Here is an 18,268-nt window from a genome sequence, read left to right as displayed (position 1 = left end):
GCCCCCCTGGGCGGCGGTGGGCCGCCGGGGCCCTTTCAGCCCACCGGCAGGTCGGCCAGGCCGCGCAGCGCCTCGTAGGAGCGCTGCAGGAACGGCGAGCGCAACGTCGGCCCCGAGTTGGCCAGGGCCACCAGGGCGGTGCGGCGCTGCGGGCTGAACCCGGCGAACGCGGTGAACCCGCGCGTCGCGCCGCCGTGGAACACCAGGTCGTGGTCGGGGCGGCGGCGCAGGTTCCACACCAGGCACAGGCGGTCGCCGCCGGGCGTGGCCACGCGGGGCGTGACCACGTCGGTCAGCGCCGGCGCCAGCGGCTCGGGCCGCCGGTCGATCAGCGCGGTGAGCAGGGCCAGCAGGTCGCGCGCCGACGAGCGCAGGGCGCCTGCGGCGGGCAGGCCGGGCATCTCCCAGGGCGGGCGGGGTCGGCCGCGCAGGTGCCCGACCGCCTGCGGCGCGGGGGCGAACCCGGTGTCGAACAGGCCCAGCGGGCGGGTCACGCGCTCGGCGAGCAGCTCCTCGAACGGCCGGCCGGCGGCGCGCGCGAGCGCCACGCCCAGCGCGGCGACGCCGAAGTTCGAGTACCGCACGCGGTGGCCGTCGGGGCGGGTCCGGCGCAGCGCGGCGGCCAGCTCGGCGGGCCCGAAGGCGCGGTAGGGGTTGGTGCGCCACGCCGGCAGCGCGGCCCGCAGCAGGCCGGGCGGCAGCCGGGGCAGGCCGGCGGTGTGCGTGGCCAGCCGTTCCAGGGTGACGCCCGGCCCCAGGCGCGTGCCGAGGTAGCGGTCCGCCGGGTCGTCGTGGTGCACCTCGCCGCGCTGCGCCATCTCGGCCAGCAGCAGCGCGGTGAACACCTTGGTCAGCGACCCGATCTCGAACCGCGTGGCCGCGTCGACCGGCGCGCCGGGCGCGGCGGCGCCCTCCACCAGCAGCACGTCGCCGTCGGGGCGGCGGATGGCCACGGCCACGCCCGGACCCGCCGCCAGCAGCGTGCCGAAGTCGGTCGCGCTCACGGGCGGGACCCGAGCAGCCGGGACAGCGCCACCGTCCCCGCGACCACGGCGACCACGGCGGTGTGCTGGTGGTCGGCGAACCGCGCGGCCGGGTCCTCGGCGACCGGCTCGCCGTCGCGGGGCACCAGCCCGTCGGGCTGCTGCACGGCGGCGAACGCCGCCCACTCGGCCGCGTCGACGCGCGGCTCGGGCAGGCACGCGCCGACCACGAGCAGCTCGCCGACCAGGTCCCACTGCCGGGCCTCGGCCCACACCTCGACCCACACCGGCAGCCAGGTGGCCAGGTAGTCGGCGACGTGCGGCGGGAGGCCGACCGGGCGCGCGCCCCAGTCGGTGAGGTGGAAGACGGTGTGCGTGGCGCAGTAGGCGGTGTGCCAGTCGATCGCCCACGGCGGCGGCGTGCGGCCCAGCCACGTGGCGCGGAGCAGGCCGTCCCAGTCGTCGTCGCGCGGGATGCCGACGGCGCGGTGCGCGTTGGCCACGGCCAGCCGCCGGTTGGGCACCACCTCGGCCAGGGCGTCGGCGGCCGAGGTGTGCGCCAGCACCTCCTCCAGCGCCGGGTGCCGCAGGCCCGCGCGGGCGAACAGGGAGTAGGTCTCCAGCGGGTCGGTCAGCAGCGTGTGCCGCAACTGCCGCTCGTAGAGCAGGTCGCCGCGGCGCAGCTGGTCCCAGCTGAAGTCCAGCAGCTCCCGGGCGCGGTCGAGCTGGGTGCTGCCGGCGACGCCCTCGCGCAGCACCAGCGACGCCGCCATCGCCGACTCGCACAGCGGCTTGTAGACGCTGTCCGGGTCGTCCAGGTCGGCGGTCGCGCCGTCGGGGAAGGCGCCCAGCGCCCGGTTGCGGTGCAGCCAGCCGAGGGCGCCCGCGGCCATCTGGTGCGCCGTGCGCGCGACCGGTTCGACCGCCATCAGGCGACTTCCTTCGCGTCGGGGGACTTCGTCCTCGTCGGGGGGTGGTGGCGCCGCGCCGGGCCGGCCGCGAGCGGGGACGGGGGCCTCGCCCGCGTCCGGGGACTGCGCGGTCGCGGCGGGCCGGCCGCGAGCGGGGGCTCCGCCCGGGTCCGGCGGCGGCCGGCCGTCACCGGCGCTCCACCAGGTGGCGCGCCACGGCCAGGTCGAGCAGCAGCCGGGCGTCGGCGCCGGCGTGCAGCCTCAGGTGCTCCAGCAGCGGGACCGGGTCCACCGGGACCCGGTCGCCGACCAGCGCGACCCAGCGCGCCAGGCGGGCTGCGGTGGCGTGGTCGCGGCGCAGCACCGCTCGCGTCACGCCCCGGCCCAGCGCCAGCGGTTCGCGGGCCACCGCCTCCACCACCGGGCCGCCCACGCCGGGCAGCGCCAGCGCGGACAGCTGGGCGACGACGACGGACCAGCGCCGCCAGTCCCCGGGCGGGCCGAGGACGTCGGCCGGTTCGCCGGGCGTGCGGGCCACCCGCGCGGGGACCGGCCGCGTCACGCCCCAGTCCTGCCACAGCTCGACCGGGGTGGGGGTGGCCGAGCGCTCCCCCGTCAGCCGGGTCAGCAGCCGGACCATGGCCCAGTCGCGCCACGCCATCACCCGCTGCTCCTGGGTCACCGGCTGGTAGACCGGCGGGAACGCGCCGAAGGCGTCCGCGACCACGCCCGCGTCCCGCGCCTCCAGCGGGTGACCGGGCAGCACGTGGGAGGCGAACACGTCGGCGCCCACCAGCCGCACCGCGCCGAGGCCGGCCACGACGTCGGCGCACGAGTCGAAGAAGGCGGAGATCCGCACGGGACCCCCCTCCGCCAGCGCGCCGAGGACGTGGCCGGCGAGTTCGGCCGCCGTGCCCGCGTAGGACCGGCGGCCGACCGCGCCTCCGGAGGTCACCGCTTCGACGGCTCCTTCGGCGTCGAGGGGGACAGGAGCAGGAGGATGAGGAGGCTCGCGGGCTTCGCGTACAGCGGCGGGTCGGCGATCTCGGTCTCCGGCTCGACCGCCGCCGTCACCAGCTCGGCCACGTCCTCCGGGGTGACGACCGGGCGGATCGGTGTGCGTACGGACATCTTGTGCCTCCAGGGTTGTGTCGTAGTGCGTGCTTCGAGTGGAGCACACCGGACGTCACCCGAACGGACAGAAGAGTCCATCGGTACCCAATCCACCCGTGTGGGTGAAAACCCAGGCCCGCCAACGCGACCGGCCGTCACCGCACCCTCCGATGTGGGCGAACCGGAACCGCGAGGGTGGCTGCGGTCCGTGTTCGGACCACAGCCACCCTCGTGGGCGCGGGGCGTGACCGCCCCGCACCACCCGCACCCGCCGGGTTGGTCTCAGAAGGAGAGCGACCAGTTGTCGATGTTGCCCGTGTCGTAGGAGTACACGTCCGTCACCCGCAACTTCCACGTGCCGTTGCGGCTCTTCTCCGACGACGTGTCCACGGTGAACGTCTCGTGCACACCCCCCGCCGAACCCACACCACCGGCCTTGCGCAACACGAACGACGCACCACTCGGACCAACCAGGTCGATCGCCAGATCACCCGTGTAGCTGTGGTTGATGTCGACCTTGATGGAGGTTTTCGCGGTGCCGGCGCCCTCGCAGCCGCTCACCGACACGCTGCTCGTCACCGCCGAACCCGCGTCCGGGATCGCCACGTCATCGGCGTTCGACCCACCCGCGCACGGCTCCGGACCACCACCACCGAAGTTCGTCGTGTAGAGCAGCTTGTTCGGCGAACCGGAGCCGGGGTTCTTGACCGCGCCGCTGGTGGCGTTGTCGGTCAGGGCTTTCAGGACCTGCGCCGGGGTCGCCGACGCGTTGCCCGCGAGGTGGAGCGCCGCGCCGCCGGCCACGTGCGGCGAGGCCATCGACGTGCCGCTCATGTTGGTGCTGCCGGTGTCGCCGGAGTGACTGGCGGAGGTGATGTTGTTGCCCGGCGCGAAGATGTCGACGCACGTGCCGTAGTTCGAGAACGAGGCCCGGTTGTCGTTGTTGTCGGTCGCGCCGACGGCGATCACGTTCGTGTTGCGCGCCGGGCCCGTGTTGCAGGCGTCGGCCGAGTTGTTGCCCGCCGCCACCACGAACGTCACGCCGGCCGCCGCCAGGCGGGAGATCGCCTCGTCGCCGATGCCGGGGGTGTCGAAGGTGAAGCTGCCGTTGACGACGGCGGGTTTCGCCGCGTTCTTGGCGATCCACTCGATGCCCTCGACGCCGTCCGAGTCGGGCGCGCTGCCGCCGCAGCCCAGGATGCGCACCGCGACCAGCTTGGTCTTCTTGGCCACGCCCCACGTCCGGCCGCCGATCGTGCCGGCCACGTGGGTCCCGTGGCCGTTGCAGTCCTGCGCCTCGGGGTCCTCGTCCACGAAGTCGTAGCCGTGGCTCGCGCGGCCCTCGAACTCGGTGTGGGTGGTGCGGATCCCCGAGTCGAGCACGTACGTGGTGACGTTCGACGCGGTGGTGTTGTAGGTGTACTTCCTGTCCAGCGGCAGGTTCTTCTGGTCCACCCGGTCCAGCCCCCAGGTCGGGTTGTCCTGGGTTTCGGCGGCCTGGGCCGTGCCGTCCTGGTAGACCCGCTCGACGGCCGGGTCGGCGGCGAGCCTGCGGGCCTGGGCGTCGGACAGGCCGCGGACCAGGAAACCCTCCATGGCGGCGGAGAACACCGTCTTGAGGCGCCCGCCGTACCGGGAGACGAGGGTTTCCGACGCGGCCTGGATCTGGGCCTGGATCTGGGCCTGGTCCTGGGCCTGGTGCCGGGGGGTGTCCTTGAGCGAGACCAGGAAGCTGCCCGCGAACGGGTGGCGGGCCTTGACGAAGTCCGCTTCGCCCTGGGCGGACGCGGGTGGCGCGACGGCCAGGGCGGTGGCCAGCGCGGCCATCACCGCGGTGGCCCTGAGTGGTGTTCCCATGTTCGTTCTCCTCCACGAGCGCAGGGGCCGGCGCGACCCGCGGCGCGGCAGCCGCGGGTCGTCCGATCGGAAGGGAAGTCCTTGTGGTCAGGGAAGAACCGGAGAGCCGGCGATCGTGCTCAGAAGGAGAGCGACCAGCCGTCGATGTTGCCCGTGTCGTAGGAGTACACGTCCGTCACCCGCAACTTCCACGTGCCGTTGCGGCTCTTCTCCGACGACGTGTCCACGGTGAACGTCTCGTGCACACCCCCCGCAGAACCCACACCACCGGCCTTGCGCAACACGAACGACGCACCACTCGGACCAACCAGGTCGATCGCCAGATCACCCGTGTAGCTGTGGTTGATGTCCACCTTCACCGAGGTCTTCGCGGAACCGGCACCCTCGCAGCCACTGACCGACACGCTGCTCGTCACCGCCGAACCCGCGTCCGGGATCGCCACGTCATCGGCGTTCGACCCACCCGCGCACGGCTCCGGACCACCACCACCGATGAAGCCCGTGTAGAGCAGCCTGTTCGGCGAGTTCGCGCCGGCGTTCTTGACCACGCCGGCGGTGGCGTTGTCGGTCAGGGCCTTGGCGACCTCGGCGGGCGTGGCCGTGGTCTTGTCCGACAGGTACAGCGCGGCGGCGCCCGCCACGTGCGGCGTCGCCATGGACGTGCCGCTGATGGAGTTGGTGCCGCCGTTGTGCCACGTCGAGGTGATGCTCGTGCCCGGCGCGAAGATGTCCGTGCAGGAGCCGTAGTTCGAGAACGTCGACCGGTTGTCCGAGCTGTCGGTCGCGTTGACGGTGATCGCCTCGGGGGTGCGGGCGGGCGAGGTGCCGCAGGCGTCCCGGTTGTCGTTGCCCGAGGCCACGGCGAAGGTGACCCCGGACGCGATCGCGCGCTTGACCGCGTTGTCCACCGAGGAGTCCGCGCCGCCGCCGAGGCTCATGTTCGCCACGGCCGGCTTGACGGCGTTCTTGGCCACCCAGTCGATGCCGCCGATGACCTGCGACCACTCGCCCGAGCCCTGGCAGTTGAGCACCCGGACGCCGACCAGCTTGACGCCCTTGGCCACGCCGTAGGTGTTGCTGCCGATGGTGCCGGCGACGTGCGTGCCGTGGCCGTTGCAGTCCTGCGCCACCGAGTCGTTGTCGATGAAGTCGTACCCGTCGGAGGCCCGGCCGCCGAAGTCGCCGTGCGCCTTGTGGATGCCGGTGTCGATGACGTAGGCCGTGACGTTGGGCGCGGTGTTGGCGTAGGTGTACTTCCTGTCCAGCGGCAGGTTCTTCTGGTCCACCCGGTCCAGGCCCCAGGTGGGGTTGTCCTGGGTCCCGGTGGCGCGGGCGATGCCGTCCTGCTCCACGTAGTCCACCGCCGGGTCGGCGGCCAGCTTGCGGGCCTGGGCCTCGCTGAGCGAGACCGAGAAGCCCCGCAGCGCGGTGGTGTAGGTGAGCTTGAGCCGACCGCCGTACCGGCGGGCCAGCTCGCTCGCCTTGTCCGGGGTGCGCTGCGCGTCGACCGCGCTGTCCTTCAGGACGACGATGTAGGCGTCCTTGACGGTGCCCGGCTCGTTCGCGCCGCGAATGCCGGCCACGTCCTCCGGGGCCGCCGCGTACCCGTAGCCGACGCCGGTCAGCATCAGGGCCGACGTCGCCAGGCAGGCGGTCGCGACCCGTCGCCGGGTCGAGCGATCATGTCGCATCGGGGGTTCTCCGTTCCGCTCGGCCGCCCTGCAGGGGGTGGTGAAGATCGGCGGCCACGTGGAACCCACCTTCGGGCGACGCGGTACCTCGAACAATCCGGGTAGTACTACGTAGGGCTACTCAAACTAACCGAGGTTTCACTCCATGTCGCTGTGGGCACCCCTCGGTTCCTCGTTCAGTGGCGGTTGGTGGTTACGGATGTCCGGAGGTCCAGGTCGGGTCGGCGTTCTCGACGTCGGCTGCTTCAGCGCGCACCTCGTCGTGGTCGACGGATCCCTCTCCCGCCCGGTGCTGACCCACAAGACCCGGCTGCGCCTCGACCGGGCGCTGGACGGCGACGCGCGGGTGCTGCGGCCCGGCGTCGAGGCCGTCGTCGCGGCCGTCGGCGAGGCCGAGCGGGCCGCACGCCGCGCCGGCGTGCGCCTGCTGGTCCCGTGGGCCACGTCCGTGCTGCGCGACGCGCCCAACGCCGCCGAGGTGTTCGCCGAGGTCAGGAGGCGCACGGGCCTCCGGTTCACCGTGCTGGGCGGTGCCGAGGAGGCGCGCCTGAGCTACTCGGCGGCCCGCCGGTGGTTCGGGGCGCGGGTCGGGCCGATGGTCGTGCTCGACATCGGCGGCGGCACGGTCGAGGTGGCCGCCGGGCACGAGGGCGAGCCGTCCGTGGTCGCCTCCTTCCCCTACGGCGCGCGCACGCTGTCCAGGAGCCCCGTCGACCCGGCGGTGGTCCGGGCCGACGCGCGGGCGGTGCTCGGCGACGTGCGCGACCACCACGCCGTGGCCTGCTCCAAGGTGTTCGAGCAGCTGGCCCGGCTGTCCGGCGCGCGCCCGCAGCGCGACGGGCCGCACGTGCCCAGGACCCTGCGCCTGCGCGACCTGCGGCACTGGATCCCGCGCCTGGCCGCGATGCCGCCGGGCAAGCGGGCCCGCCTGCCCGGCATCTCCCGCCACCGGGCCGGGCAGTGCCTGGCCGGCGCCCGGGTCGCCGAGGCGCTGATGACCGCCGCCGGGCACGACGAGGTGGCCATCTGCCCGTGGTCGACCAGGGAGGGCCTGCTGCTCAGCCTGATCGGGGCGGACGACGACGAGATCTGCCGGGCGGCGTGAGAGGACCAGGGATGCTGGCGTTGTCGGTCGAGGCCCACCGGACGGGGTGCGCGGTGGTGGTGGCGACCGGGGAGCTGGACCTGGCAGGCGCCCGCCGGGTGCTGGACAAGCTGGACCGGCTGATCACCGAGGGGCGCGACCGGGTCGTGCTCGACATGTCCGGGGTGGCGTTCTGCGGCGCGCAGGCGATGAGCGCCCTGGTGCGGACCAGGGCGCGGGCGCAGCGCGCGGGCGGGTGGCTGCGGCTGGCCGCCGTGCCGCCGCACGTGCGGCGGGTGTTCGAGCGGACCGACCTGTCCCGGCTGTTCCCGCACTTCCCGGACGTGGCGGCGGCCGCGTCGGGGCGCCCGATCCCGGACCAGCGGACCCCGCCGACCAGGGCGAGGTGAGCGCCCGGTTCGGGCCGGTGGGCGGGCCGCCCCGACCGGGTGGTGGACGGGTGGCGGGAGCGGCGGATCGGCCGGAACCGCTGGTCGCAGGCATGGGCCCCGGCCCGACCGGGTAACCCGATCGGGTGATTACGGTGCGACGTGACATCCCGGCCCTGCCCGACCTGGTGTTCGCCACCGCGGCCGAACCGCAGAAGCTGGCCGAGTGGCTGCCGGAACCGCTGGAGCTCGTCGGGATCAACGACGACGTCCTGATCCTCCGGCAGGACGCGCGGCTGACCCAGGTCCGGCTCACCGCCGACCTCGACCGGCTGGTCCTGTCCTGGTCGGCCCTGGCCGACCGCTCCTGCGCCGGCGCGCTGCAGGTCAGCCCCCTGGGCGCCGGGCAGAGCGTCGCCGAGCTGAGCCTGGACCACCCGGACGAGACGCTGGCGGCCCGGCTTCTCGAAGCGCTCGGCGAACAGGTTGAGCGGACCTTCGCCGCGGGGTGATCATGCGGGGGTGGAGATCCGCCCGGCGCGCCCCGAGGAGTTCCCGGTCCTGCAAGCCGTCGAGGTCGCCTCCGGCGAGCCGTTCCGCGAGGTCGGGATGCCCTGGATCGCCGACGACGACCCCCTGCCCCTCGACGTCCTGGGCCGCCTGCACGTCTGGGTCGCCGCCGACCCCGAGCCGGTGGCCTGGGTCGCCGCCGAGCCGGTCGACGAGTACGCGCACGTCGAGCAGGTCAGCGTCCACCCCGACCGCGCCCGCCGCGGCATCGGGGCGCGGCTGCTCGACCACGTCGAGGGGTGGGCCGCCGCGCGCGGCCTGCGCGGGCTGACGCTGACGACGTTCCGGGACGTCCCGTGGAACGCCCCGTACTACGAGCGGCTCGGGTTCCGCGAGGTCACGGCGCTGACGCCGGGGCTCGCGGCGATCGTCGAGGCGGAGGCCCGGCGCGGGCTGGACCCGGCGCGGCGGGTGTGCCTGCGCCGGGAGGTCGGGCGCTGAACCGCGAGCGCCGGCCGCGGGGCGCCGGACCGCGGAGCGCCGGACCGCGGGGCGCCGAACCGCAGGACCGCGCCACCCCCCGCCCGCACGGCAGAATCGATCGGGTGAACACTGCCCTCCTGCTCGCCCACGGCGCGGGCGGCACCGCCCAGTCGAACTTCGGTCCGCTGCGGCCCCGGCTCTCCCCCCGCAGGCCGGTGTTCGCGGTCGACTTCCCCGGTTCCGGCGGCGTGCCGCGCGCGACGGGGCCGCTGCGGCTGGACGACCTGGCCGACCGGCTGGTGGCGGCGGCCGGCGACACGCCCCGGTTCGCGGTCCTCGGGTACTCGATGGGCTGCGCGGTCGCGGTGCGGGCCGCCCTCCGGCACCCCGAGCGGGTCACCGGCCTGGTGCTGACCGCGGGGTTCGCGCGCCTCGACGAGGAGAGCGCGGCCCGCATCGCCGAGTGGCGGCGGCTGATCCGCGGCGGCGACCGGGCGCGGCTGGCCGGGTTCGTGCTGTCGGTGGTGCTCGGCGAGCCCTTCCACCGGGCGCTGCCCGCCGAGCAGCGGGCGGACCTGCGCGACCTCGTGGCGCTGACCGTGCCGGAGGGGGCGGACGACCAGGTGGAGCTGGCGCAGCGGGTCGACCTGACCGCCGAGCTGCCGCGCGTGGCCGTGCCGACCCTGGTGATCGGGCCCAAGCACGACCGCCTGATCTCCCCGGCGTCGACCCGCGCGCTGGCCGACGCGATCCCGGGCGCGCGCTGGGCCGAGCTGGACAGCGGCCACGCCCCCGCGCTGGAGGCCCCGGCCGAGTGGGCGCGGCTGATCGAGGACTTCCTCCCCTGACGCGGCCCGCCCCGCCCTCGGCAGCCCCGCCCTCGGCAGCCCCACCACGGCAGCCCCACCACGGCAGCCCGACCGCAGCAGCCCGAGCGCAGCAGCCCGAGCGCGGCAACCAGGCCGCGGCAACTCGGCCCGCGACAGCCTCGCCGCGCAGGACCGGCCGCGCAGGACCGGCTGCGCAGGACCGGCTGCGCAGGACCGGCCGCGTCGCGAGGAGCCCCGCCGCGCCTCGGCGAGGTGGCAGCGGCAGTCCGCCGCGGGCGGGGTGGAGCGCGGTTTGCCGGTGAGGCGGTCGGGCTAACCCCGCCGGTATGAGCAACACCCTGGTCCTCGATGTGGACGGCACGCTGGTGGACACGAACTACCACCACGCCGTGGCCTGGTTCCGCGCCTTCCGGCGGTTCGACATCACGGTGCCCACGTGGCGGCTCCACCGCGCCATCGGGATGGGCGGCGACAAGCTGGTGGCGGCGGTCGCCGGCGACCGCGTCGAGGAGGAGCACGGCGACGGCGTCCGGCGGGCCTGGGAGGCCGCGTTCGAGCCGATGCTCGGCGAGGTGCGCCCGCTGGAGGGCGCGCACCGGCTGGTGACCACCGCCCTGGAGCAGGGCCTGACCGTCGTGCTGGCCAGCTCGGGCAAGCGCCACCACGTCGACCACTACGTCAAGCTGATCGGCGTCGAGGGGGTGGTGTCCACCTCCTCCGACGACGTGGAGCACTCCAAGCCCGCCCCCGACCTGATCGAGGTGGCGCTGCGCCGCGTCGACGCGGACGGGCGGGCGGTGGTCGTCGGGGACTCGGTGTGGGACTGCGACGCGGCGCGGCGGGCCGGGCTGCCGGTGGTGGCGCTGCGGACCGGCGGGTTCGGCGAGGCCGAGCTGAAGGAGCACGGCGCGTCCACCGTCTACGAGGAACTCGACCAGTTGCGGGCGGACCTCACCGACCTGCCGATGGCCTAGGGGGAAGCGGTGCGGATCGGCTACACGCTGATGACGGAGCAGGCCGGGCCTCGTGCGCTGGTGGACCACGCGGCCCGCGCCGAGCGGGCCGGCTTCGACTTCGAGGTGATCAGCGACCACTACTTCCCGTGGCTGGAGGAGCAGGGGCACGCCCCGTACGCGTGGAGCGTGCTCGGCGCGGTCAGCCAGGTCACCGAGCGGGTCGAGCTGATGACCTACGTGACCTGCCCGACGGTGCGCTACCACCCGGCCGTCGTGGCGCAGAAGGCCGCGACGGTGCAGCTGCTCAGCGGCGGCCGGTTCACCCTCGGCCTGGGCGCGGGCGAGAACCTCAACGAGCACGTCGTCGGGCGCGGCTGGCCCCCGGTGAACGTGCGCCACGAGATGCTGCGCGAGGCCGTGGAGATCATCACGATGCTGTTCGACGGCGGGTACGTCAACTACGCGGGCAGCCACTTCCGGGTCGACTCGGCCAAGCTGTGGGACCTGCCCGAGCAGCGGGTGCCGGTGGCGGTCGCGGTGTCGGGCAGCCAGTCGGTGCAGACCTTCGCGCCGCTGGCCGACGCGATGGTGACCACCGAGCCGGACGCCGAGCTGGGCCAGAGCTGGGACGTGTTCCAGGGCCGCGCGGCGCGCAAGATCGGGCAGCTGCCGGTGTGCTGGGACCCGGACCGGGACAAGGCGGTGGCCCGCGCGCACGAGCAGTTCCGCTGGTTCGCGGGCGGGTGGAAGGTCAACGCGGAGCTGCCCGGACCGGCCGGGTTCACGGGCGCGACGCAGTTCGTGCGGCCGGAGGACGTGGCGGAGAAGATCCCCTGCGGCCCCGAAGTCGGCCCGATCGCGGAGGCGGCGCGCGCGTTCGCCGACGCCGGGTTCACCGACCTGGCGCTGGTCCAGATCGGCGGCGACCACCAGGACGGGTTCCTGGACTTCGCGCAGTCGGAACTGCTGCCCGCCCTGCGGGGCTGACCCTCGCCGCGCGCCGGGCCGGCTCAGCCCCGACCGGGTCGGGCGTCGCCGGCCGACCCCTTCGCCGGAGGCGGGTTCCCGCGGTTCCCGGCGTCCGTGGGCGGGCCGGCGTGCTCGGGCCGCTGCGGGTCGTCGGCCGGCGGCGGGGCCCCGGTGGTGCCGACGGGCGCCGTGTTCCCGGGGACGTCCCCGGTGGGGTTCTCGGTGGGGTTCTCGGCGGGGTTCTCAGCGGGGTCCCCGGCCGGTGCGGCGGTGGTGCGGGGCAAGGGTTCCTGCGGCGGCGGCGCGACCTCGGTCACCGTGGACGGCGGCCCGGTGACCACGACGGTCGACGGCGGGGCCGTCGACGCGGGGACGTCGAACTGCTGCCGCAGGTCCTCCGGCGGCGCGTTGACCAGGGTGAGCCCCAGCAACACCGCTGCCACGCCCACCACCCCCGCGACCCCGCCGACCACGAGGGCGCGCCGGCGCCGGGGCGGCTCGGGGCCGTCCGGCTCGCGCTCCACCACCTCCACGGCCGCGGGCGCGCGCCCGGCACTGGCCAGCTCGGCGGCGGTGAGCAGCCGGGCGCACTCGTCGGCGGTGGGGCGCTTGGTGGGCAGCGCGTGCGTCATCGCGGTCAGCGCCTCGACCCACGGGTCGGGCAGGTTCGCCGGGACGCGGGGATCGCGGTGCAGCCGCGCCAGCGCCGCCTCGGTGTCGCCACCGGGGTACTCGGGCCGCCCGGTCAGGCACTCCAGCAGCACCAGGCCCAGCGCGTAGACGTCGGCGGCCGGTCCCACCTCGCCGCCGCGCACCTGCTCGGGCGCGAGGTAGCCGGCGGTGCCGACCAGCACCCCGGACCGCGTCACGCGGGTGGCCTGCGCCTGCAGCGCCAGCCCGAAGTCGGCCAGGTAGGCGCGGCGCTCCCCCGCGTCCAGCAGGATGTTGGACGGCTTCACGTCCCGGTGCACGACGTCGTGCCGGTGCACGTGGGCCAGGATGCGGGCGACCTGCGCGCCGATCCGGGCCACCACCTCGGGCGCCAGCGGCTCGCGCATCCGGCGGCGCAGCGTGCCGCCCTCCACCGCCTGCATGACGTAGAACGGGCGGCCCCGGAACGACCCCGTGTCGTACACGGCGACCACGCCGGGGTAGCGCAACCCGGCCAGCACCTGCGCCTCGCGGTCGAGCCTGATCCGGTCCTCGCGGGTCGCGGTCCCCTGGAACAGCTTGACGGCGACCCTGCGGTCGAGCCTGGTGTCGAACGCCCGGTAGACCTCGGCCATACCGCCCGACCCGTAGAGGTCGCCCAGGGCGTAGCGCCCGTCGACCACCTCGCCGGTCAGGTCCCCGTCCCACATCCGGTCGACCTCCGCCCTCCGCCGCCAGTACGCGGCGGAACCTACCCGTCACGTTGCGGAGACGGCTACCCGTTCGGCCGTGCCGCGTTCACCTACCCGTAGCGCAGCGGTGACAAACCCGGCGTTTTCCACTGGTTCGGGTGGGAGGCGCGCGCGTTCGGCCCCCTCGGGCGGCGGGTACACCCCGGCCATGACCGGACGCGCGCAGGAACCCACGTTGGACGAGTTCATCCGGGAACCGGAGGCCAAGCTGGACGCGCTGGGCGCGGTGGACGAGATCAGGGACGTGGTGGACGGCGAAGCCGATCCCGACGAGGAGTACGGGCACGCCGCGGAGAGCCCGGTGATCGGGATCTGACCGACGCGGCCGCAACGACCACGGGCAGGGCGGTCACGCCCTGCCCGTGGTCGTTGCCCTGCCTCGTGATCCGTGCCCTTGTCCCTCTCGACCAGCGCCCTCTAGGCCGCGTCGGTCGGGCAGGGCGTCGTGGTCGGCGTCGTGGTCGACGTGTGCGTCGGCAGGGTGTCCGGCGGGCCGCCCGCGGCCGGGCGGGTCCCGCTGCACAGCTGCGTGTCGACGGCCCGGTCGGAGCTGTCGCCGTGCGCGAACACCAGGTAGCGGGTGCCCACGGTCAGCCTGATGCCGCACGTGGTGCCGCCGGCGGACGTGTGGACCTGAACCCGGCGCGGCACGTCGCCCTTGTACTCCTTGCCGACGCGGACCGCGTAGCTGTACTTGTCGTCGTGGTTCGTGTCGGGGTTGCCGCGGTCCACGTGCTCGCTGAGCACCAGCCCGACGAACACGTGGTCGGCCCGCACGTACCGCTTGCCCTCGTTGTCGTCGGGGAAGCAGCTGCACGCGTTGGCCGTGCCGGTGGACACGGCGGTCAGCATCCCGGCGGCCACGACGGCCCCGGCCAGCGCGTGGGCGAGGAAGCGTTTACCTGCCAAGGGAACCTCCTGGAAGGTGCGGGCCCCGCGCCGTCACGGGGCGGCGGTGGCGCAGGTGGACGTGGGCACCGCCCACGTGCCGGACGACGGCGTGGTGGTCGGCGGGCCGCCCGAGGCCAGGCGGGTGCCGCTGCACTGGTTGGTCTCCACCCGGCGGTCGCTGCTGTCGCCGTGCGCGAACACCAGGTACTTCGTGCCGGGCTGGAGCCGCAGGCCGCACGCCGAACCCTGGTAGTGGGTGGCGATCTCGACGCGGCGCGGCACGTCGCCCTTGTGCTCCTCGCTCACCAGGGCGGTGTAGACGTACAGGTCCTTGACCGTGTCACGCCGTTCGCTGAGCACCAGGCCCACGAACACGTGGTCGGCCTTGAGGTACTTCAGGCCCTCGCCGTCGGGCAGGCACTGGCACGCGCTGGCGGTGCCGGTGAAGACAGCGGTGACCAGGCCGGCGGTCAAGGTCGTGACGGCCGCCGCGTGCGCTAAGAACCGTGGACGCGCCAAGGTCTCCCCCTAGGACGGGATGGTCGCGGCGGCGCCGTCGCACAGCCTACTGGCCGGCGTGCAGGGCGAACCAGAGTTCGGCCCGCAGTCCCGGCGAGTCCAGGGAGCGGCCCAGCAGCTCCTCGACGCGCCGGATGCGGTTGCGGATGGTGTGCCGGTGCACGCCGAGCCTGGCCGCCGCCGGGTCCCACTGGCCGTGGCAGGACAGCCAGACCCGCAGCGACTCGCGCAGCCGGGCGTCGAGCGGGGCGAGCAGCGTGGCCGCGTGGAAGGCGGAATCCGTTGCCAGCAAACCGGATCCGGGCACCTCCTCGAAGGTGGCGACGCGTTCCTCCCTGGCCCGCAGCGCTTCCCGGTAGCCGCGCGCGACCTCCGCCGCGCCCACCGGGCTGGAGGCGTGGGCGGGCCGGTCGAGCGCGCGGGCGAGCACGACGACGTCGCCCTCGTGCTCGGCCCAGAACCCGGGCGGCTCCGCGGTGTCCTTCGGGAGCACGAAGACGCGGAACGGCCCCTCCGGCGCGTCGGCGACCGGGCACCCGTTGAGCAGCAGGCGGAACTGCGCGGTCCGCAGCTCCCGGTGGACGACGTCCACCGCGTCCGAGCGGGCCAGCGCCAGGGTCAGCAGCGAGGCGGCGGTGTTGACGGTGTTGCGGTCGGCGGTGTCCAGCGGTCGCCCGGTGGCCACCGCGAGGTAGCCCGGCCGGCCCAGCGCCTGCATCGCGAGGTGGCGCTCCCCCACCCGCCACGCCGCGCCCGCCGGCCCCGGCCCGAGCCGCTCGGCCTCCGGGCGCAGGTCCGGCAGGTCGCCGCTGGCGTGCACGACCGCGCCGCGCGCGTCGAGCAGGCCCACCGCGCCGCCGACCAGGCCGGCGAGCCTGCGCACCACGGCCCCGGTGGAGGTCAGGGCCGCCCGGGTCAGGGCGCGCTGGGCCTCGCTGGTGCGGGCCAGGGCCGCGTACTCGTCGGCCGCGACCGCGCGGGACACCGCCTTGGTGATGGCGATGAACGGGACCTCGCGGGGCACCTCCACCAGCGGCAGGCCCGCCTCGCGGGCGGCGTCGACCAGCTCGGCGGGCACGTCGGCGTGGCTGAGCCCGGTGCCGAAGCCCAGGCCCGCCGCGCCCGCGGCCACCAGCCGCCGCACGTAGTCCCGGTGCGGGCCCAGCGCGATGCCGGTGGTCAGCAGCAGCTCGCCGCCCTCCAGGAACGGCGTCGGGTCGGCCAGCTCCGTGCTGTGCACCCAGGACAGCGGCCGGTCCAGGCCGATGTCGACGTGCACGGGCAGCCCCACCTCGCGGGCGAGACCGGCAAGCGTCAGCGGCATGGACACTTTGTACAGTGTGAGTGCTTCACCCGGCCATTTCTTCCACTGGCCGGTTCGCCCGGAAGGACGGATGCTGGACCCGTGCCCCGACCGCCCACCGCGCTGCCCGGCTCCCGGCCGCGCGCACCCGCCGCGCACCGCGCCGGCGCCGCGGCGGCCGGGGCGGGTCCGACGCCGCCCGCACGCGTCGACCGCGCCGGGGACGGGCCGACCGCCCCAGGGCGCTGGCCGGCCGAGGGCGCCGCCGTGCCGGGAAGAGCCACCACCGAAGGAGTTGGGCGATGAACACCCCCTACTGGGTTGCGGGACAGGCCGCGTCGAGCGACGACCTGGTGGAGGTGCGCAGCCCCCACGACGGCTCGCTCGCCGGCACCACCTCGAACGCCTCGGCGGAGGACGTGGAGCGCGCGGTCGCCGCCGCCGACGGCGTGGCGGAGGAGTTCGCCTCGCTGCCCGCGCACGCCCGCGCCGCGGCGCTGGACCACGTGTCCCGCCGGCTGGCCGAGCGCTCCGACGAGGTCGCCGCCCTGATCACCGCCGAGTCCGGCAAGCCGCTGAAGTGGTCGCGGATGGAGGTCGCGCGGGCGGTCTCCACGTTCCGCTGGGCCGCCGAGGAGGCCCGCCGCTTCTCCGGCGAGCTGCAGCGCCTGGACACCGACCCGGCCGCGACCGGCCGCATGGCCCTGGTGCGCCGCGCGCCGCGCGGCGTCGTGCTGGGCATCGCGCCGTTCAACTTCCCGCTGAACCTGGTGGCGCACAAGGTCGCGCCCGCGATCGCGGTCGGCGCGCCGATCATCGTCAAGCCCGCGCCCGCCACCCCCCTGGTGTCGCTGCTGCTGGGTTCCCTGCTGGCCGAGACCGACCTGCCCGCCGGCTCGTGGTCGGTGCTGCCGGTGCCCAACGAGGTGGCGGCCTCGCTGGTCGACGACCCGCGCCTGCCGGTCGTGTCGTTCACCGGCTCGGCCCCGGTCGGCTACGGCATCCTGGACCGCGTGCCGCGCAAGCACGTCGTGCTGGAGCTGGGCGGCAACGCGGCGGCCGTCGTCTGCCCGGACTGGACGGACCTCGACTGGGCGGCCCAGCGGATCGCCACGTTCTCGATGTACCAGGGCGGCCAGTCCTGCATCTCGGTGCAGCGCGTCTACATCCACCGCGACGTCTACGACGCGGTCGCCGACGCCGTCGTCGCCCACGTCCGCAAGCTCGGCACCGGCGAGCCGGACGACCCGTCGACCGACGTCGGCCCGCTGATCAACGAGGCGGCGGCGCGCCGGGTGGAGACCTGGGTGGACGAGGCCGTCGCCGGCGGCGCCCGCCTGCTGACCGGCGGCACCCGCGACGGCGCGGCCTACGCGCCCACCGTCCTGGCCGACGTCCCCGAGGACTGCAAGGTCGTGGACGAGGAGGTCTTCGGCCCGGTCGTGGTCCTGGCCCCGGTCGACTCGGTGGAGGACGCCTTCGCCAAGGTCAACTCCTCCCGCTTCGGCCTGCAGGCGGGCCTGTTCACCCACGACGTGCGGGTCGCGTTCCGGGCGTCCAAGCGCCTCCAGGTCGGCGGCGTGATCGTGGGCGACGTGCCGAGCTTCCGCGCCGACCAGATGCCCTACGGCGGCCTGAAGGAGTCGGGCACCGGCCGCGAGGGCGTCCACGCCGCGATGGAGGACCTGACCGAGCAGCGCGTACTGGTCCTGACCGGCCTCGACCTGTAACCACCCCGAGCCGAAGCCGAGGCCGAAGCCGCGCCCCGCCACCCAGGCACCGGGCACGGCTTCGGCTCCGGCTTCGGCTTTCGGTTCTTGTCTTTTGCCTTTGGCTTTTGGCTCTTGGCACGCCCCGTGCAGTCCGGTGTCTTCGTGTTCTCCCCGTATGGCCTGCCCGGAGGGCTACCATGCTTTCTTGGGGGGTGCAAGCACGCTTTTCGCTTGCACCCCCCAAGAAAGCATGGTCGTCTTTGACAGGCCATGCGGGGAGAACACGACCGCTGTTTCTTTTCATTCTCCTTGGCGGCCTGCCCGTCCGGCGAGGACTCTTTTTGTTTCTAACCTGGATCCGTGCCGCACCTAATATTTCCCGGATCGGTGCGCGATTTTAGCAAGAAGAGCGGCCGAGAGGCCCCCAAGGAGGAGGAAAAGAAAGGGCGGTCGTGTTCTCCTCCCCGCACGGCCTGCCGAAGGCAATCGCATTTGTCGGGGGGTGTCAAGCGAAGAGCGTGCTTGACACCCCCCGACAAATGCGATCGGGCTGCGCCCAGGCCGTACGGGGAGGAGAACACGAGGCAACCGGTGTGTGCACGAGGTGCAGCACGGCTTCGTGAAAAGCGGTGGAGGTGCAGCATAGGGCGAAAGGTGTTGGCGC

19 protein-coding genes are annotated in these 18,268 nt (G+C 74.6%); 9 read left to right on the top strand and 10 right to left on the bottom strand.

Features of this window, described 5'->3' with window-relative positions:
- Positions 1-35: 35 nt before the first annotated feature.
- From JOE68_RS25070 to JOE68_RS25045, 6 genes are all read right to left on the bottom strand, one after another.
- Positions 36-1,004 carry a serine hydrolase domain-containing protein gene (locus JOE68_RS25070; RefSeq protein WP_204844712.1) on the bottom strand — a complete coding sequence of 323 codons (969 nt, stop codon included), beginning with the start codon at positions 1,002-1,004 and terminating at the stop codon, positions 36-38.
- Entirely contained in the window at positions 1,001-1,912 is a 912-nt protein-coding gene (locus JOE68_RS25065) for a DUF6895 family protein (protein ID WP_204844711.1), read from the bottom strand. The genes JOE68_RS25070 and JOE68_RS25065 overlap by 4 nt, the downstream gene beginning before the upstream one ends.
- Before the next feature lie 169 nt (positions 1,913-2,081).
- On the bottom strand, positions 2,082-2,849 hold the full coding sequence (locus JOE68_RS25060; RefSeq protein WP_204844710.1) for a hypothetical protein: 768 nt from the start codon (positions 2,847-2,849) through the stop codon (positions 2,082-2,084).
- Positions 2,846-3,025: a hypothetical protein gene (locus JOE68_RS25055; RefSeq protein WP_204844709.1), complete on the bottom strand. Its 180-nt coding sequence runs from the start codon at positions 3,023-3,025 to the stop codon at positions 2,846-2,848. Before JOE68_RS25055 ends, JOE68_RS25060 begins: the two co-directional genes overlap by 4 nt.
- 264 nt (positions 3,026-3,289) lie before the next feature.
- Positions 3,290-4,864, bottom strand: a complete 1,575-nt coding sequence (locus tag JOE68_RS25050) for a S8 family serine peptidase (RefSeq protein ID WP_204844708.1) — start codon at positions 4,862-4,864, stop codon at positions 3,290-3,292.
- A gap of 119 nt (positions 4,865-4,983) precedes the next feature.
- Positions 4,984-6,555: a S8 family peptidase gene (locus JOE68_RS25045; RefSeq protein ID WP_204844707.1), complete on the bottom strand. Its 1,572-nt coding sequence runs from the start codon at positions 6,553-6,555 to the stop codon at positions 4,984-4,986.
- 199 nt (positions 6,556-6,754) lie between these two features.
- Here JOE68_RS25045 and JOE68_RS25040 point away from each other — a divergent pair, with 199 nt between their 5' ends.
- The 7 genes from JOE68_RS25040 (at position 6,755) to JOE68_RS25010 (ending at position 11,794) form a co-directional block, all read left to right on the top strand.
- The gene (locus JOE68_RS25040) at positions 6,755-7,660 is read left to right on the top strand and encodes a Ppx/GppA phosphatase family protein (RefSeq protein ID WP_204844706.1); all 906 of its coding nucleotides are present in this window, start codon (positions 6,755-6,757) and stop codon (positions 7,658-7,660) included.
- A gap of 11 nt (positions 7,661-7,671) precedes the next feature.
- Positions 7,672-8,049 (top strand): STAS domain-containing protein, encoded by a 378-nt coding sequence (locus JOE68_RS25035; protein ID WP_204844705.1) that lies wholly within the window; start codon positions 7,672-7,674, stop codon positions 8,047-8,049.
- 134 nt (positions 8,050-8,183) lie between these two features.
- Positions 8,184-8,540: a hypothetical protein gene (locus JOE68_RS25030; RefSeq protein WP_204844704.1), complete on the top strand. Its 357-nt coding sequence runs from the start codon at positions 8,184-8,186 to the stop codon at positions 8,538-8,540.
- A gap of 10 nt (positions 8,541-8,550) precedes the next feature.
- On the top strand, positions 8,551-9,039 hold the full coding sequence (locus JOE68_RS25025) for a GNAT family N-acetyltransferase (protein ID WP_307819884.1): 489 nt from the start codon (positions 8,551-8,553) through the stop codon (positions 9,037-9,039).
- A 104-nt stretch (positions 9,040-9,143) separates the two neighbouring features.
- The gene (locus JOE68_RS25020; RefSeq protein WP_307819883.1) at positions 9,144-9,869 is read left to right on the top strand and encodes an alpha/beta fold hydrolase; all 726 of its coding nucleotides are present in this window, start codon (positions 9,144-9,146) and stop codon (positions 9,867-9,869) included.
- 308 nt (positions 9,870-10,177) lie between these two features.
- Positions 10,178-10,825 (top strand): HAD family hydrolase, encoded by a 648-nt coding sequence (locus tag JOE68_RS25015; RefSeq protein WP_204844703.1) that lies wholly within the window; start codon positions 10,178-10,180, stop codon positions 10,823-10,825.
- A 9-nt stretch (positions 10,826-10,834) separates the two neighbouring features.
- Entirely contained in the window at positions 10,835-11,794 is a 960-nt protein-coding gene (locus JOE68_RS25010; RefSeq protein WP_204844702.1) for a TIGR03557 family F420-dependent LLM class oxidoreductase, read from the top strand.
- 23 nt (positions 11,795-11,817) lie between these two features.
- Here the strand turns inward: JOE68_RS25010 and JOE68_RS25005 are convergent, their stop codons facing one another.
- Positions 11,818-13,137 (bottom strand): serine/threonine-protein kinase, encoded by a 1,320-nt coding sequence (locus JOE68_RS25005; protein WP_204844701.1) that lies wholly within the window; start codon positions 13,135-13,137, stop codon positions 11,818-11,820.
- 190 nt (positions 13,138-13,327) lie between these two features.
- Between JOE68_RS25005 and JOE68_RS25000 the strand changes: the two genes are divergently transcribed.
- The gene (locus tag JOE68_RS25000; protein ID WP_204844700.1) at positions 13,328-13,495 is read left to right on the top strand and encodes a hypothetical protein; all 168 of its coding nucleotides are present in this window, start codon (positions 13,328-13,330) and stop codon (positions 13,493-13,495) included.
- A 101-nt stretch (positions 13,496-13,596) separates the two neighbouring features.
- Here JOE68_RS25000 and JOE68_RS24995 read toward each other — a convergent pair whose 3' ends face one another.
- The 3 genes from JOE68_RS24995 to JOE68_RS24985 form a co-directional block, all read right to left on the bottom strand.
- A complete protein-coding gene (locus tag JOE68_RS24995) occupies positions 13,597-14,088 on the bottom strand; it encodes a hypothetical protein (protein WP_204844699.1) in 492 nt (163 codons plus the stop codon).
- A gap of 33 nt (positions 14,089-14,121) precedes the next feature.
- The gene (locus tag JOE68_RS24990) at positions 14,122-14,544 is read right to left on the bottom strand and encodes a hypothetical protein (RefSeq protein ID WP_239562345.1); all 423 of its coding nucleotides are present in this window, start codon (positions 14,542-14,544) and stop codon (positions 14,122-14,124) included.
- A gap of 91 nt (positions 14,545-14,635) precedes the next feature.
- On the bottom strand, positions 14,636-15,913 hold the full coding sequence (locus JOE68_RS24985) for a PucR family transcriptional regulator (protein WP_204844697.1): 1,278 nt from the start codon (positions 15,911-15,913) through the stop codon (positions 14,636-14,638).
- Positions 15,914-16,194: 281 nt separating this feature from the next.
- On the opposite strand from JOE68_RS24985, the gene JOE68_RS24980 reads away from it, so the two are divergent.
- Positions 16,195-17,622, top strand: coding sequence for an aldehyde dehydrogenase family protein (locus JOE68_RS24980; RefSeq protein ID WP_204844696.1), 1,428 nt, complete (start codon positions 16,195-16,197; stop codon positions 17,620-17,622).
- The last annotated feature ends 646 nt before the right edge of the window (positions 17,623-18,268 follow it).

The organism is Saccharothrix algeriensis, from assembly GCF_016907655.1.
Classification (GTDB): Bacteria; Actinomycetota; Actinomycetes; order Mycobacteriales; family Pseudonocardiaceae; genus Actinosynnema; species Actinosynnema algeriense.
This window is presented reverse-complemented; position numbering and strand designations above follow the sequence as displayed.